This is a genomic window from Pandoraea capi (genome assembly GCF_902459735.1).
Classification (GTDB): Bacteria; Pseudomonadota; Gammaproteobacteria; order Burkholderiales; family Burkholderiaceae; genus Pandoraea; species Pandoraea capi.
In genome coordinates this window covers 144870-158943 of the sequence record NZ_CABPRV010000008.1, presented here as the reverse complement: position 1 = coordinate 158943, position 14074 = coordinate 144870, and the positions used below count along the sequence as shown (strand labels likewise).

Here is a 14074-nt window from a genome sequence, read left to right as displayed (position 1 = left end):
GAGGCCGGTGCTACGGCGTCGCCGTCCGGCAGAAGGTACTGCCGGGTAGCGACGCCGCCATCAAGGGGAGTTGTGGGGCGTCGTGGGTTACGACGCCCACAGATAGCTCGCATCCAGCTCGGCCACGCTGGCACAGCCGATCTGCGCCAGCGTGCGGTCGATCTCGTCCCGGAAGAGTTCCAGCACGGCATCCACGCCTTGCCCGCCCAGCGCTGCGAGGCCGTACAGCGTCGCCCGTCCGATCAGCACGGCCGAGGCGCCCGACGCCACCGCCTTGACCACGTCCGCACCGCGCCGGATACCGCTGTCGATGAGCACGGGCATCTTCACGGCCCGGCGCGTTGACGGTAACACCTCGAACGGTGCGATGGCACCGTCCAGTTGACGTCCGCCGTGATTGGACAGAATGACGCCGTCGATGCCCATCGCTTCACACCGCTGCGCATCATCTACCCGACTCAGCCCTTTGACGAGCAATCGATGCGGCCAGAGATCGCGCAGTCTTGCCAGATCGTCCCACGAGAAGCTGGCATCCATCTGCCGGCTCATGAGCGCGGCCTGCAATTCGGGATCGTTCGCGTCGGATGACACGAAGTTCGCCAGTTGCGGAACACCATGTCGCAATAGATCGACGGACCAGCGCGGGTGTCGCACCCCGTCGAGCAGCGTGCGCGGTGTGTAACGGACCGGCACGCCGAAGCCGTTACGAAGATCGCGCTCGCGTTTGCCGTTCACGCCAACGTCGGTCGTGAGCACCAGCGTGCTGTAGCCTGCATCCAGCGCACGCTTGACCATGCGCTCGGCCAATCGCCGATGCACGACGTAGAGCTGGAACCAGAGGTCGCCACCGGCGGCGCGCGCCACATCTTCTATCGACGCATTGGACGCCGTCGACAGGATGAAGGGGATGCCGAATCGCTCGGCAGCCCTGGCGAGCACGATGTCGCCGTGGGGCCAGAGGATGCCGTTCAAACCCGTGGGCGCGATCAGCAGCGGGGCGCGCAGCGGCTTGCCGAAGAGCGTGGTGTCGATCGCGCGGCGGCTGATGTCCACCAGACGCCGGGGCGCAAAGCGAACGCCTTCGAAGACGTCGCGATTGTGTCGCAGCCCGCTTTCGCTTTCCGCCCCGCCTTCCATGTAATCGAACACCATGCGGGGAAGCCGCTGTCTCGCCAGTTCTCGAAAATCGTCGACGTTGACCGGACTGGCCATCGTTGTCTCCTGTTCTTATGAGTGCCGGGGCTGCGGCATGCACGAAGGCACGAATGCGCGATGCAACACCCCTCGCCGTGTCGTCGCGCCCCGGATGCGACCCATGCTAAGGACGGCGTCCGGATAAGGCAAATCATCTGTTTTTCTGCGCCGGATAGATGCCATCTATATGACGCATCGTGCCGTTTTCGGTGCGTCGTGCACGCGTGAGGTGCATGTCCGCACCCGGTCGACACGCGCCTGCGTGCCGGCCCATCTCCCAATGCCCGTCGCTTTTGTCTGCCTCAGCCAATACCGGCGGGGCTTTCGGTGCGTCATCCGTCACGTTGGCACGGTTCATGCTCATGGACTCGTATTCAAGTGACTTGAATGGATTTCATGTTTATTTCATAAAGCCGATCTTCGGCAGTACTGGCCTGACAAGGAGCATCATGCAAAAGTCGTTCTCTCTCATTCGCACTCTGGTGGCCACGCTGACCGGCTCGGTCGCGCTATTGACGGCCACATCGGGGTGGGCGCAAACCGCCGACTTGCTCGCCCGAGTCAAGTCAAACAAGGAAATCACGATTGCTACCGAAGCGCGTTATGCGCCGTTCGAGTCGGTAGAGAACGGCAAGATCGTCGGGTACGACGCCGATCTCATGCAATACGTGCTCAAGGCGCTCCCGGACGTCAAGGTCAAGCAACTCGACCTGCCGTTCCAGGGGCTGTTGCCCGGTCTCGATGCGAAGCGCTTCGACATCGTGGTCACGGCGGTCACGATCAACAAGGACCGCGCGAGTCACTTCGCGTTCACCGTGCCGGTGGCCGATGCCACGACCGGCGTGCTCGTGCGCGCAGGGGACAAGGGCATTGCGACGCCCACCGATCTGAACGGCAAGACCGTCGGCTCGCAAACCGGTTCGGCGCAGCTTCAGGCGCTCATCGCGCTGGACAAGAAGCTCAAGGCCGACGGCGGTGCAGGCATCAAGCAGATCAAGCAATACGTCGCGTTCGATGAAGCCTACGCCGATCTCGCGGTCGGTCGCATCGATGCCGTCGCGCAATCGGTCGCCAATCTTGGACCGCTGATGAAGGCACGCCCCGGTGTGTTCACGATCTTGTCGCAGACGATCGGCCCGAAGACCTACTTCGCGTGGGTTGGACGCAAGGACGCCGACAGCGCCGCGCTCGTCAAACTCTTTAGCGACGGCATCGCCCGTGCCAACCGTGACGGCACCATGAAGCAACTCCAGCTGAAGTGGTTCGGCTCGACGATGGACGTACCGGCCGACGCCGTTCCCGAACCCACGATGTAACGCAGGCCGACACGTCTACCCCTCGCCAGCCCCGACACCATGAACGCTGCCGCTCTTGCTCCCACGATCGTTCCCGATCTCCTTGCCCGATGTCTCGGCTACTTGCCGCAGATGCTCGACGGCGCGGTCACGACCTTGTGGATCTCGGCGGTGGCCGTGGTGTTCGGTTTCTTCGGCGGGGTGTTTCTGTATCTCGTCGAGACGAGCGGTGGCCGTGTCGTCTCGCGGGTCGCACGTATCTACATCAGCATCGTGCGCGGCACTCCGGTGCTCGCGCAGTTGCTGGTGTGCTACTTCATTCCGTCGGCGCTGGGGCTGACCTGGCCCGGCAGCATCGCCGCCGTGATCGGCCTTGCGTTGAACACGGCGGCCTATCAGTCGCAGATTCTCGGCGCGGGCTTTCGCGCCATTCCTGCCGGTCAGATCGAAGCGGCGCGCACCTTCAACCTGACGCGCTCGCAGACGCTCTGGCGCATCGAAGTGCCGCAGGTCGCGGCGCTGACGTCGCCCGCGCTCGTGTCCGAAGTGATCGACGTCGTGAAGGCATCGGCCGTGGTGTCGGTCATTACGGTGACGGATCTCACGCGCGTGGGGCAGCAACTGGCGTCTGCGACGTACCGCCCCCTGGAGGTGTATTCCATGGCCGCACTCGGCTATCTGGTCATCACGTCGCTGGTGTCGGCGGCCGGCGCCGTCTGGGCACGCCGTATGGCGCGCCGTACCTGAGCCCGGAGCCTCGACTCGTGAACGATCTCATTTCGGCGATGCTGCCGCTCATTCCACGCTATCTCGCGGCGATGCTCGTCACGCTGGAGGTCAGTGTGATTGCCGCGGTGCTCGGCATGGCGGGCGGCTTCGTACTGAACGCGTTACGCCTGCGTTTCCCGCGTGCGCTGGGCCTGCCGTACCGTCTGTACGTGTGGCTCATTCGCGGCACGCCGTATCTCTCGCAACTGATGATCGTGTACTTCGGTCTGCCGGCGCTGGGCATCACGCTCGACGCGGTCGACGCCACCGTGGTGTCGTTGGCAGTCTACGCCGCCGCTTACTTCGCGGAGATCTTCCGCGCGGGCTGGAACAGCGTCGCGCGCGGACAGCGGGAGGCGGCGCAAGCCTTCGGCATTGGTCGCTGGGCCGTGTTTCGTGCGATCGAATGCCCGCAGGCGCTCGCCTTCGCGCTGCCGTTGCTGGCCAATCAGGTCATTCTCGTCATCAAGGAAAGCGCGGTCGCGTCGATCATCACGGTGCCCGAGCTCACCATGACCGCCAGTGACATCGTGTCCTCCACGTACACCTATGTGTTGCCGTATGCGCTGCTCATCGCCGGTTACTGGCTGCTCACGCAGTCGGTCGCGATGATGGCGCGCCGTGCCCTGCGTTTCATCCCTTTTCTTCGGTAGACGTCCATGAGCCAACTCCCGATTCTCTCGCTACGTGGCGTCGGCAAGTCCTATGGCGACGTGCGCGTGCTGCAAGGTATCGATCTCGATATCGCACGCGGTGAGATCGTCACCCTGATCGGCCCGTCCGGTTCCGGCAAGACGACGTTGCTGCGTTGCATGAACTTCCTCGAAGCCTATGACGAAGGGGAAGTGTGGATCAAAGGCCAGTTGCTGGGCTATCACTCGCCGGGACGCAGCGAGCGCGATCGCGACAGCGATGCAGCCATCGCGGAAGTCCGGCGGCCGGTCGCCATGGTGTTTCAGCAGTTCAACCTGTGGCCGCACATGACAGTCGTCGAGAACGTTGCCGCGCCGCTCGTGCTCTCGAAAAAGATCGGCAAGCGTGAGGCGCACGCCAAGGCGATGAGCGCGCTGCGGCGTGTGGGCATGGATCACAAGGCGGACGTCTATCCGTCGAGGCTGAGCGGCGGTCAGCAGCAACGTGTCGGCATCGCGCGGGCGCTGGCGATCGAGCCGGAAGTCATGCTGCTCGACGAGCCGACGTCTGCACTCGATCCGGAACTGGTCGAAGAGGTGCTTACCGTGATTCGCAGCCTCGGTCAGGACGGCATGACCATGGTGATGGTCACGCATGAGATGAGCTTCGCCGCGAAGATCTCCGACCGGATCGTGTTCATGGAAGCCGGACGTGTCGTGGAAATCGGCGCGCCCGCGCAATTGTTCGGTCAGTCGCGCTCGCCACGTCTGCAACAGTTTCTCAAGCCGTGGTTCGAGCGCAGTTTGCCGGGGAGCGAGGCCGCCTCAATCGCGCCGGTCGCGCCTGTGTCGCCCGCCATGCGTCTCGTGGAGGGGCAATCATGAGCGCCTCACCGATGTCGTCTCATCAGGCCGGGGACCACGGCGTCGATAGTGGCGACGCTGATCGTCATGTCCGGCATCTCGCGGACGACGTTACCCGCGACATCGCGGACCGGGTCGCAGCCCATGTCGATCCGGCGCGTCTGCTCGACAGCATCCAGACACTGGCGTCGTTCGGTGCGCGCGCCGACGGCGGTGTCGATCGCCCGGCGCTGAGTCCCGTCGATCTCGACGCGCGCGCCTGGCTGGTCGAGCGCGCCAGCGCGTTGGGATGCGAGGTGCATGTCGACGCGTGCGCCAATCTGTTCTTTCGTCGCCCCGGCGCCCACGACGTGCCGCCGGTCGTGACCGGTAGTCACGCCGACACCCAGCCGACCGGCGGCAAGCTCGACGGGTGTTATGGCGTGCTGGCGGGCATGGAGGTGCTGGCCACGCTCGCTGCACTCGATATCCGCACGCATTATCCGGTGGACGTGGTGGTCTGGACCAACGAGGAGGGCACCCGGTTTCAGCCCGGCGCGATGGGGTCCAGCGCGTACGTCGAGCCCTCTCGTCTGGCGCAGTATCTGCCGGTGACCGACGCAGACTGTGTGCCGCTGGCCGACGCGATCGATGCGCATACACGCGCCTTGCCGGGGCTGACGGCGCGCTCGCTGGCAGCGCCGATGCGCGCCTTCGTCGAGTTGCATATCGAGCAGGGTCCCTTGCTGGAGATGGCGGGCGCACCGCTCGGTATCGTCGACGGCATTCAGGGCGTGCGCTGGTACGACATCCGTTGCGAAGGCATGGCCGCGCACGCGGGCACGACGCCGATGGCCGCAAGGCGCGACGCCATGACGCTGGCCTGTGCCGTGCGCGCCGAACTCGAAGCGATCGCGTTGTCGCTAGGTGGTGAACACACGCGTGTGACGTTCGGTCGCTGGTCGGTCACGCCGAACGCGATCAATACGATTGCTTCGCAAGTCACGTTCTCCGTCGACTTTCGTCATCCCGATCCGACAGTGCTCGCGCGTTTCGACGACGCACTCGCGCAGTGCGTCGTGCGGCACGGCGTGTCGGCGCGCGCACTGTTCCAGCATGCGCCGGTCGCGTTTCATCCCGATGTCCTCGGGCACGTCGAGCAGGCCTGCGCATCGGTCTGTGGCCCCGTGCCTCGCCTGACCTCGGGCGCATTCCACGACGCCATGTACCTCGCACAGCATTGCCCCACGGCCATGCTGTTCGTCCCCAGTCGGGGCGGCATCAGCCACAATCCGGCCGAAGCTACCGACGACGCTCATCTCGTGCTCGGTGCCCGGGCACTCGCACACTGCATCACGACACTCAGTCATCCCTTCTGAACAGGAGTTTGCCAACCATGTCGCACAGCCACACCCACGACCAGACGCACGATCACACGCACTCGCCCGACAACGGCAACGCCCTGGGCGAGAACGCCACGCTGGCCGAACCGATCTCCGCCGACGGCACCCCCGAACCGGGCAAGACCTACACCGTGCCCGCCCGCAGCGGCCGCGCGGTTCGCGTGAAGGCGGGCCAGACGATCCGCATTGCAAATCCTCACGGCACGCAGGTCTGCGATACGTGGATCTTCAACGCCGAGCACCTCAACGAGTTTCTGTCGTTCGAGCACACGCGGGCCTATCTGGACAAGGTGATTCCGCATCCCGGCGATCCGCTCGTGACGAACCATCGCCGTCCGATTGCGGAGCTGGTGACCGACACGTCGCCGGGTGTGCACGACACGCTCATCGCCGCGTGCGATCTGTATCGCTACCGTAATCTTGGCGTCGAGGGCTATCACGACAACTGCGCCGACAACATGCGGCTCGCGCTCAAGGCCATCGGCCTGCGCGCGCGCGAAGTGCCGCAGCCGTTCAATCTGTGGATGAACATCCCGATCAAGTCCGATTACTCGATCGACTGGCTGCCGCCGGTCTCTAAGGCGGGCGACTATGTCGACATTCGTGCGGTGATGGATTGTGTGGTCGTGATGTCGGCGTGCCCGCAAGATATCATTCCGATCAACGCCCTGAACCCGGTGGAAGTCGAGTTCACGGTGCTGGCCTGATTTTCCTGCGCGGATTTTCCTGCGGTTTCCCGCTGAGTTTGCTGCATTCATCCCTATTCGATAAATCACGGTGGCTAAACGTCAATCCGCCTCATCTTCTGCCGCGCCGGGCCACGCCAGTGGTTCCGGCGGCGCGGGCCGCAAGACGGCCGGCGCCCCGGGGGCCAACGACTCGCTCGGCCTGCGGCTCAAGCACGCGCGGCTCGTGCGGCAACTCACGCTCAAGGCGCTTGCTGAACTCGCCGGATGTTCCGAGAGCCTGCTCTCGAAGGTCGAGCGCGCCAACGCAACGCCTTCGCTGGCCACGCTGCATCGCATCGCCCACGCGCTCGACACGAATATCGGTGAGCTGGTCTCCGGTCCCGATCTCACGTCGTCACCGGTGCATCGCAGCGATCAGCGGCCGGTGGTGCGCTTTCCGACCAAGCGCAATCGCGGCTCCATCATGCTTGAACGCGTGGTCGTACCGGGGCAGGGGCAACTGCTGCAAGGGGATATCCACGTCATCGAGCCCAACACGAGCAGCGATGAGCAGATATCACACATCGGCGAGGAGCTGGGCTACGTGATCGAGGGCACGCTGGAACTGATGCTCGGCGAGGAACGTCATGTGCTGCGCGCCGGGGATTCGTTTCACTTCCCGAGCACGTTGCCGCACAGCTATCGCAATCCCGGCGAGACGGTGACCCGCGTGCTCTGGATCAATACGCCACCGACCTTCTAGGAGCGCATTCATCGTGTCAGGCACCGATGTATCGCAAATGCAATTGCCGCGCTTTGCCGGCATTCCCACGTTCATGCGCGTGCCGTTCGTGCAGGCGTGGCAGTCGCTCGACATCGCCCTGGCGGGCGTGCCCTACGACGGCGGTGTGACGGCACGTCCGGGCGCACGCTTCGGGCCGCGCGAGATTCGCAACATGTCGACCATGATGCGACCGATCCATCACGTGACGCGGTTCAATCCGTTCGACGGGTGCCGGATCGGTGACGTGGGCGACGTGCCGTTCTCGAATCTCTACGACGTCGAGCTGGCCCATGCCGATATCCGGGAATTCTTCGCACCGCTGTTCGCGGCAGGCAAGTTGCCGCTGATTGCCGGTGGCGATCATTCCATCACTTACCCGGTGTTGCAGGCGATGCAGCCGGCGAAGCCCGTCGGACTCGTGCACATCGATGCGCACACCGACACGTGGGATACCTTCAAGGGCTCGAAGTTTACGCACGGCGCCCCGTTTCGGCGGGCCATCGAGGCGGGTCTGATCGATCCGCATCGCTCGATCCAGATCGGGATTCGCGGCGCGCAGGGCTCCGACGAAGGCTGGCGATATTCGCAGGCGCAGGGCATGCGCGTGGTGTTCATCGAGGAATTCGAGGCGATGGGGGCCGCGACGGTGGCGGCGCTTGCCAGGCAGGTGGTGGGCGACGGACCGGTCTACCTCTCGCTCGATGTCGACGCGCTCGATCCCGTCTATGCGCCCGGCACCGGCACGCCGGAGGTGGGCGGTCTCAGCACCCGCGAGATGCTCGCGCTGCTGCGTGCGCTCGACGGTATCGCGTGGGCCGGTGGCGATGTCGTCGAAGTGTCGCCGCCGTACGACGTTGGCGGCAACACGGCGCTGGTCGGCGCGACGCTGATGTACGAAATGCTCTGTCTGTTTGCAAGCCATCTCGCCCGCGCACGCGCCGATTAGCCGTTCAATCCTCGGCCATTGCCACATTGACATATCGGAAAATCTCGATATCATGGCGCGATGGAATTGCTCGACATCTTCAAAGCCCTCTCGAACCGGACGCGCCTTGAGATCCTGAAAGGTCTCAAGGATCCGGCAAAGCACTTTCCGCCCCAGGACGAGGGGGATGTGAACACGGTCGGCGTTTGCGTGAGCAGCATTCAGGAAGGCGTTGGACTGTCGCAGTCGACGGTGTCCGACTATCTCGCGACGTTGCAACGCGCCGGGCTGGTCGAAGTCCGGCGCATCGGTCAGTGGACTTACTACAAGCGCAACGAAGCCACCATCGCAGCGCTTGCCGACATCATCGGCAAGGATCTGTGAATTTTTTTGTCGATATATATCGACAAATCTCGATATCCCTTTTTCTAGAATTGAGAGGTTGTCATGAAAGCGATCGTACTGAAGTCATTCGGCGGACCGGCATCGTTCGAGGTGTGGGAGGTGCCCAAACCCATACCGCGTGCGGGGCAGGTGCTCGTGCGCGTGCACGCCACGTCCATCAACCCGCTCGATTATCAGGTTCGTCGCGGCGACTATCCGGACCTGGTGCCGCTGCCGTCGATCACCGGTCACGACGTGTCGGGGGTTATCGAAGCCGTCGGTCCGGGCGTGACGGCATTCGCGCCGGGAGACGAGGTCTGGTACACCCCGCAGATATTCGACGGCCCGGGAAGTTATGCCGAGTACCACGTCGCGGCCGAGGCGATCGTCGGCAGGAAGCCTCCCTCGCTGAGCCATCTTGAAGCCGCGAGTCTGACGCTCGTCGGCGGAACCGCGTGGGAGGCGCTGGTGGTCCGCGCAGCACTTCGGGTCGGGGAGAGCGTGCTTGTGCACGGTGGCGCGGGCGGCGTGGGTCATGTGGCGATTCAGCTAGCCAAAGCGATGGGGGCGCGCGTGTTCACGACGGTGCGCGAGGCCAACGCCGACTTCGTGAAAAGCCTTGGGGCCGACGTGGTCATCGATTACGCGTTGGAGGATTACGTCGATGCGGTTCTGCGCGAAACGCAGGGGCAGGGCGTCGACGTCATATTCGACACGATTGGTGGCGACACCTTGTCGCGCAGCCCGGACGCGCTCGCGCAACTCGGCCGTGTCGTGTCGATCGTGGACATTGCGAAGCCGCAAAACCTGATTCAGGCGTGGGGGAAGAACGCGAGCTATCACTTCGTTTTCACGCGCCAGAACCGGGGCAAGCTCGACGAATTGCACACGTTGGTCGAGCGGGGACAGTTGCGTCCCCACGTGGGTGCGGTGTATTCGCTTGCCGATACTGCGCTTGCGCATGCGCGGCTCGAAGGCGCCAACCATGGCGTCAGAGGAAAAGTCGCGATTGCAGTGGTGCCGTCGGAGGCGGGTGCCTAACGTCGGGATGACGTATTGCGCTCGCCACCGACAGTACGGAACTTAGCGCGCGTTGTAGCCGGCGACGGCGTCTTCCCCGGCGGGAATCGTGAACGGGCTCGACGCGTCGGTCGCGGCTCGCCAGACGGCTTCGGCCACGTCCGTTGCGTGCGTGACGGACGTATCGTTCTGCCAGTTCGCGAAAACGCGCTGAACGATCGCTTCGTACGGCGCGGGAAAGCCGTCTTTCATGCGGGCGCGCGCGTTCTCGCCGAAGCGCGTCGACGGGGCGCGCCCTGGCAGTACGACGCGCATGCGCACGTCGAAGGCTTCGAGTTCGAGGGCCAGCGACGCGCTGAATGCGTTCACGGCCGCCTTGCTCGCGGTATAGACCGACAACAGGTGCAGCGGCCGGATCGTGACGCTCGACGTGACGTTGACGATCACGCCGCCGCGACGCTCCCGGAACTGGGGCAGCACCGCCTGCACCATGGCGATGGTGCCGAGCGTGTTGGTCTCGAAGAGATCGCGTGCGGCATCCATCGGCGTGCCTTCGAGTGCATTCAGAAAGCCGATCCCTGCGTTGTTGACGAGGACATCGATCGGCCCGGCAGCGTCGATGACGGCGCGAATGCTTTGCGAGTCCTTGACATCGAGCGGGAGGATGGCGAGATGCTCGGATCGCGGCAAGACGTCATCGCGCGGGGTGCGCATCGTCGCGATCACGCGCCAGCCGCGATCCAGAAAATAGCGCGCGATTTCCACGCCAAACCCGGATGAGCAGCCGGTAATCAGAACGGTCTTCATGTCGATTCCTATCGATGGTGACAGTGAACGCATCATAGGTCGCCATGCGCCAGACTCGCTATAATCTAAAGTCCGTGTTTCATTCGAGATCGTCCGGTCATGATCGACCCACTTGCCGAAGTCGTCACGCTGCTCCAGCCGACATTGACGTTCTCCAAGGTCCTCGGTGCGGCAGGGCAGTGGCGCGCGAGTCGCACGTTCTCCGGCGAGCCGTTCTACTGCGTGATTCTCGATGGGGAGTGCCGTTTTACCGTGAATGGCAGGGCGCCGGTCACCCTTCAGGCGAATGACTTCGTGCTCGTGCCGGAAGGGTTTCGTTTCGCGATGACGAGCCTCGATGCGCCAGAGGGTGACGACGAGGCGGATGCGCTGCCGAGCAAGTTGCCTGATGGGAGTCTTCGTTTTGGCGACATCTCGGGCGCACCGCAGGTGCGATGGCTCGCGGGCGTGTGTGCGTTCGATTCGCCGGACGCGGCGCTGCTCGTGTCGTTGTTGCCGGAACTGGTGAGCGTGCGCAACGAACCGCGCCTCGCAACCCTCGTCGGGCTTTTGCGCGACGAGTCGCTCGCGCATCGACCGGCCCGCGACGTGTTGCTTGCGAGGCTGCTGGAAGTCATCTTCATCGAAGCGCTGCGTTCGGCGGATACGAGTGCGTCGCCCGGTCTGGTGCGGGGACTGGCGGATACCCGTCTCGCCCATGCGATTCGCCGCATGCACGAAAGTCCGGCGGCGCCGTGGACGATCGCGCAACTCGCGCAAGCGGCATCGCTCTCGCGCTCCTCGTTCTTCGAGCGGTTCAGCCGAGCCGTCGGCATCGCGCCGATGACCTATCTTCTGTCATGGCGAATGGCGATTGCCAAACGTCTGCTGCGCAGGAACAAGGCCAGTGTCGCGACGATCGCCGAACGCGTCGGCTATCGCTCGGCGAGCGCTTTCAGCGTGGCGTTTACGCGCCACGTCGGCATGCCGCCGTCGCACTATGCTTCCCGCGACGTGCCCGCCGCCGAAACAGGAATCGGAATCGGAACCGGCACCGACTGACGGCGCGTGACGCCTCAGACCGATCCCAGAACGACCTTTCCGCTCAAGGCTTGTGCTTTTCGCGCTGTGTCGACGAGGCGTGGACCGATGTCTTCGAGCAAGGTCTCGGGCGAGCAGAGGAAGGCGGGGCCGCCGCAGTTAATCGCGAAGCGCTCGCCGGAAGGTGATTGCAGCGGCACGGCAACGGCGTTGATGTCGCTGTGCCAGTCGCCGAATGCGCTCACGAAGCCTTTCTCGCTGAGTTCGTTCACGGCCTTCTTCATCATGGCTCGCAGGTCGATGCCTTCGTTTGCGCCGGAGATGCGAAGCGATTCGAGCAGCATGTCGCGCTCTTCCGGCGGCAGGCTGGCGAGATGGGCGCGGCCAATCGCCGAGCGCGCGAGTTGCAGCCGATCGCCCAGTCCGAGCCGCACGGTGATCGGGCCGACCGATGGCCGGACCGATTCGATCACGACCATGTCGAGTCGGTTGCGCAGGCATAGGTGAACCGCTGTGCCGCACTCTTCCGCAAGCTCCCGCAAGAGTGGCCGCACCGCCTTGCGCATATCGAAGTGCGAGAGGAAGGTGTTGGCGAGTTCGAGCGAGCGGGTGGTCGGAAAGTAGCGATCCTTGCCTTCGAGCTGGCGGACATACCCCGCATTCACGAGGGTCGAAGCGATACGCGCGACAGTCGGGCGCGGCAGACCTGTCTGTTCGGCAAGCTCCTTGACCGTCAGCGGGGTGACCGATGCCGTGATGGTCTCCAGCAGCGCGAGACCGCGCGACAGGGCGGAGACGTCGTCATCGGAGACTTTCGGGCGGATTTCCTTGGGCGTGGTGGCTGTCATGGGCGTGGGAAGTCGTCGTTTCCGGCGGCGTCCCTTTGGGGGAGCGCGCGCCGGAGGTTCGTGTGCGAGCTTACCTCAATGGCGCCGCCGGTTGGCGCGCCGGGCATGTCTATCGTTGCGAAGTCATCATCGAACGCAGTACACCGATGAGTGCGCTGCCCACGAGGCAAACGACGGCAACGACGGTGAAGCCCGCGGTGAACGAATGCGTTTGCGCACGCAACTCGCCCACGATCATCGGCATGACCGTGCCGCCGATACTGCCCATCATGCCGATCGCACCGATAGCGCCGGCCGACGTCGAGCGATGCAGGAACGATTGCGGAATCGTCCAGAAAATCGCCTGCGTTGCCAGCACACCCACGCTCGCCAGCGTGAAGCCGGTCAGCATCGTCGCCAGCGAGTTCGACATCGCGACCAGCGCGAAACCGCATGCCGACAACACGAACGCGAGCGACGCGTGCAGGAAGCGATGCTGAGAGCGATCCGACAGGCGGCCGAGCGCGAGCATGCCGAGCAAGCCTGCGAGCGGCGGAATCGCGGCGAGCAGCCCAATCGTCATGTACGACGCATGATAGGTCTTCAACATCTGCGGCAGCCAGATTTGCGCCGACGTCAGGCCGCAGAACAGCAGTGTGTTGCACAGGCCCATCGTCAGCACGACGGGGTTGACGAGCGCGCGGAGCATCGACGTGGGTGCGATGACCTTCGCCGATGGCGGGTTCGCGTCGAGCGCTGCCTGGAGCGTCTGGCGTTCGACGGGCGTGAGCCATTGGGCTTCGGACGGTCGGTTGGTCAGATAGAACGCGCCGATCACGCCGAGCGCCACGGCAGGAAGCCCTTCGAGAATGAACAGCCATTGCCAGCCCGCCAGTCCCCAGGCGCCGTTCAGCGTGAGCAAGGCACCGGAGACGACACCGGACACGATGTAGGCGATCGGCACCGCGAGGTTGAACACCGCGTTATATCGTGCACGCCAGGCGTAAGGAAACCAGAAGCTCAGAAACAGCATCACACCGGGAAAAAGCCCCGATTCGGCGGCGCCGAGCAATGCGCGAAGTCCCCAGAAGCTGAGCGGCCCGACGGCGCAAGCCATCAGCATCGTGACGATGCCCCAGACGATGGCGATGCGGGTCAGCGTTGCCCGCGCACCGATGCGTGCGAGCAGCAGATTGCTCGGCACCTCGAACAGCGCGTAGGTAAAGAACATCGCCCCCACACCGATGCCATACGCCTTTGGCGACAGGCCCAGATCGCTGTTCATGGTGAGCGCGGCGAACGAGATGTTGCTGCGGTCGAGGATCGCGACGAGATAGAGCGCGACCAGAAACCACATCAGGCGTCGCCCGGCCTTGCTGACGATGCGATCGAGATCGGCCGCCTCGACGGCCGGTGGTGCGCCCGTCGTCGACATGCGTAATACCTCCGCCTGCCCGGTACGTGTGTTCATCGTTGTCTCCTGTCGTCTTGACGGGATGCGTGG

Annotated in this window: 16 protein-coding genes; 11 read left to right on the top strand and 5 right to left on the bottom strand. The window is 64.2% G+C overall.

The window, feature by feature from the left end; genetic code table 11:
- Nucleotides 1-87 precede the first annotated feature (87 nt).
- Together PCA20602_RS17035 and PCA20602_RS17030 are read right to left on the bottom strand one after the other, a co-directional pair.
- Entirely contained in the window at nt 88-1212 is a 1125-nt protein-coding gene (locus PCA20602_RS17035) for an alpha-hydroxy-acid oxidizing protein (protein WP_150722233.1), read from the bottom strand.
- Nucleotides 1213-1345: 133 nt separating this feature from the next.
- Nucleotides 1346-1552 carry a hypothetical protein gene (locus PCA20602_RS17030; RefSeq protein WP_150722232.1) on the bottom strand — a complete coding sequence of 69 codons (207 nt, stop codon included), beginning with the start codon at nt 1550-1552 and terminating at the stop codon, nt 1346-1348.
- Between the two features lie 91 nt (nt 1553-1643).
- On the opposite strand from PCA20602_RS17030, the gene PCA20602_RS17025 reads away from it, so the two are divergent.
- The 10 genes from PCA20602_RS17025 (at nt 1644) to PCA20602_RS16980 (ending at nt 9937) form a co-directional block, all read left to right on the top strand.
- Nucleotides 1644-2510, top strand: coding sequence for a transporter substrate-binding domain-containing protein (locus PCA20602_RS17025; RefSeq protein WP_150722231.1), 867 nt, complete (start codon nt 1644-1646; stop codon nt 2508-2510).
- A 39-nt stretch (nt 2511-2549) separates the two neighbouring features.
- Entirely contained in the window at nt 2550-3236 is a 687-nt protein-coding gene (locus PCA20602_RS17020; RefSeq protein ID WP_150722230.1) for an amino acid ABC transporter permease, read from the top strand.
- 17 nt (nt 3237-3253) lie between these two features.
- Nucleotides 3254-3910: an amino acid ABC transporter permease gene (locus PCA20602_RS17015; protein WP_246182207.1), complete on the top strand. Its 657-nt coding sequence runs from the start codon at nt 3254-3256 to the stop codon at nt 3908-3910.
- Nucleotides 3911-3916: 6 nt separating this feature from the next.
- Complete coding sequence (locus PCA20602_RS17010) at nt 3917-4774, top strand: amino acid ABC transporter ATP-binding protein (protein WP_150722229.1); 858 nt, start codon at nt 3917-3919, stop codon at nt 4772-4774.
- Nucleotides 4771-6111 carry a M20 family metallo-hydrolase gene (locus PCA20602_RS17005; RefSeq protein WP_246182206.1) on the top strand — a complete coding sequence of 447 codons (1341 nt, stop codon included), beginning with the start codon at nt 4771-4773 and terminating at the stop codon, nt 6109-6111. Before PCA20602_RS17010 ends, PCA20602_RS17005 begins: the two co-directional genes overlap by 4 nt.
- A gap of 17 nt (nt 6112-6128) precedes the next feature.
- The gene (locus PCA20602_RS17000; RefSeq protein WP_150722228.1) at nt 6129-6842 is read left to right on the top strand and encodes a DUF1989 domain-containing protein; all 714 of its coding nucleotides are present in this window, start codon (nt 6129-6131) and stop codon (nt 6840-6842) included.
- Nucleotides 6843-6912: 70 nt separating this feature from the next.
- Nucleotides 6913-7566: a cupin domain-containing protein gene (locus tag PCA20602_RS16995; RefSeq protein ID WP_246182205.1), complete on the top strand. Its 654-nt coding sequence runs from the start codon at nt 6913-6915 to the stop codon at nt 7564-7566.
- 13 nt (nt 7567-7579) lie between these two features.
- Nucleotides 7580-8533 (top strand): agmatinase, encoded by a 954-nt coding sequence (gene speB, locus PCA20602_RS16990; RefSeq protein WP_150722227.1) that lies wholly within the window; start codon nt 7580-7582, stop codon nt 8531-8533.
- A gap of 60 nt (nt 8534-8593) precedes the next feature.
- Nucleotides 8594-8896 carry an ArsR/SmtB family transcription factor gene (locus PCA20602_RS16985; protein WP_150722226.1) on the top strand — a complete coding sequence of 101 codons (303 nt, stop codon included), beginning with the start codon at nt 8594-8596 and terminating at the stop codon, nt 8894-8896.
- 63 nt (nt 8897-8959) lie between these two features.
- Entirely contained in the window at nt 8960-9937 is a 978-nt protein-coding gene (locus PCA20602_RS16980; protein ID WP_150722225.1) for a zinc-dependent alcohol dehydrogenase family protein, read from the top strand.
- A 42-nt stretch (nt 9938-9979) separates the two neighbouring features.
- Here the strand turns inward: PCA20602_RS16980 and PCA20602_RS16975 are convergent, their stop codons facing one another.
- On the bottom strand, nt 9980-10723 hold the full coding sequence (locus tag PCA20602_RS16975) for an SDR family oxidoreductase (RefSeq protein ID WP_150722224.1): 744 nt from the start codon (nt 10721-10723) through the stop codon (nt 9980-9982).
- 99 nt (nt 10724-10822) lie between these two features.
- Between PCA20602_RS16975 and PCA20602_RS16970 the strand changes: the two genes are divergently transcribed.
- Entirely contained in the window at nt 10823-11764 is a 942-nt protein-coding gene (locus tag PCA20602_RS16970) for an AraC family transcriptional regulator (protein WP_150722223.1), read from the top strand.
- A 14-nt stretch (nt 11765-11778) separates the two neighbouring features.
- Here the strand turns inward: PCA20602_RS16970 and PCA20602_RS16965 are convergent, their stop codons facing one another.
- The gene (locus PCA20602_RS16965) at nt 11779-12591 is read right to left on the bottom strand and encodes an IclR family transcriptional regulator (RefSeq protein WP_069343703.1); all 813 of its coding nucleotides are present in this window, start codon (nt 12589-12591) and stop codon (nt 11779-11781) included.
- A gap of 109 nt (nt 12592-12700) precedes the next feature.
- Entirely contained in the window at nt 12701-14041 is a 1341-nt protein-coding gene (locus PCA20602_RS16960; protein WP_246182204.1) for an MFS transporter, read from the bottom strand.
- Nucleotides 14042-14074: the final 33 nt, after the last annotated feature.

Coding starts and splice junctions, on each gene's coding strand:
- PCA20602_RS17035 (WP_150722233.1), bottom strand. CDS start 1,212: ATGGCCAGTCCGGTCAACGTCGACGATTTTCGAGAACTGGCGAGACAG.
- PCA20602_RS17030 (WP_150722232.1), bottom strand. CDS start 1,552: ATGAACCGTGCCAACGTGACGGATGACGCACCGAAAGCCCCGCCGGTA.
- PCA20602_RS17025 (WP_150722231.1), top strand. CDS start 1,644: ATGCAAAAGTCGTTCTCTCTCATTCGCACTCTGGTGGCCACGCTGACC.
- PCA20602_RS17020 (WP_150722230.1), top strand. CDS start 2,550: ATGAACGCTGCCGCTCTTGCTCCCACGATCGTTCCCGATCTCCTTGCC.
- PCA20602_RS17010 (WP_150722229.1), top strand. CDS start 3,917: ATGAGCCAACTCCCGATTCTCTCGCTACGTGGCGTCGGCAAGTCCTAT.
- PCA20602_RS17005 (WP_246182206.1), top strand. CDS start 4,771: ATGAGCGCCTCACCGATGTCGTCTCATCAGGCCGGGGACCACGGCGTC.
- PCA20602_RS17000 (WP_150722228.1), top strand. CDS start 6,129: ATGTCGCACAGCCACACCCACGACCAGACGCACGATCACACGCACTCG.
- PCA20602_RS16985 (WP_150722226.1), top strand. CDS start 8,594: ATGGAATTGCTCGACATCTTCAAAGCCCTCTCGAACCGGACGCGCCTT.
- PCA20602_RS16980 (WP_150722225.1), top strand. CDS start 8,960: ATGAAAGCGATCGTACTGAAGTCATTCGGCGGACCGGCATCGTTCGAG.
- PCA20602_RS16975 (WP_150722224.1), bottom strand. CDS start 10,723: ATGAAGACCGTTCTGATTACCGGCTGCTCATCCGGGTTTGGCGTGGAA.
- PCA20602_RS16970 (WP_150722223.1), top strand. CDS start 10,823: ATGATCGACCCACTTGCCGAAGTCGTCACGCTGCTCCAGCCGACATTG.
- PCA20602_RS16965 (WP_069343703.1), bottom strand. CDS start 12,591: ATGACAGCCACCACGCCCAAGGAAATCCGCCCGAAAGTCTCCGATGAC.
- PCA20602_RS16960 (WP_246182204.1), bottom strand. CDS start 14,041: ATGAACACACGTACCGGGCAGGCGGAGGTATTACGCATGTCGACGACG.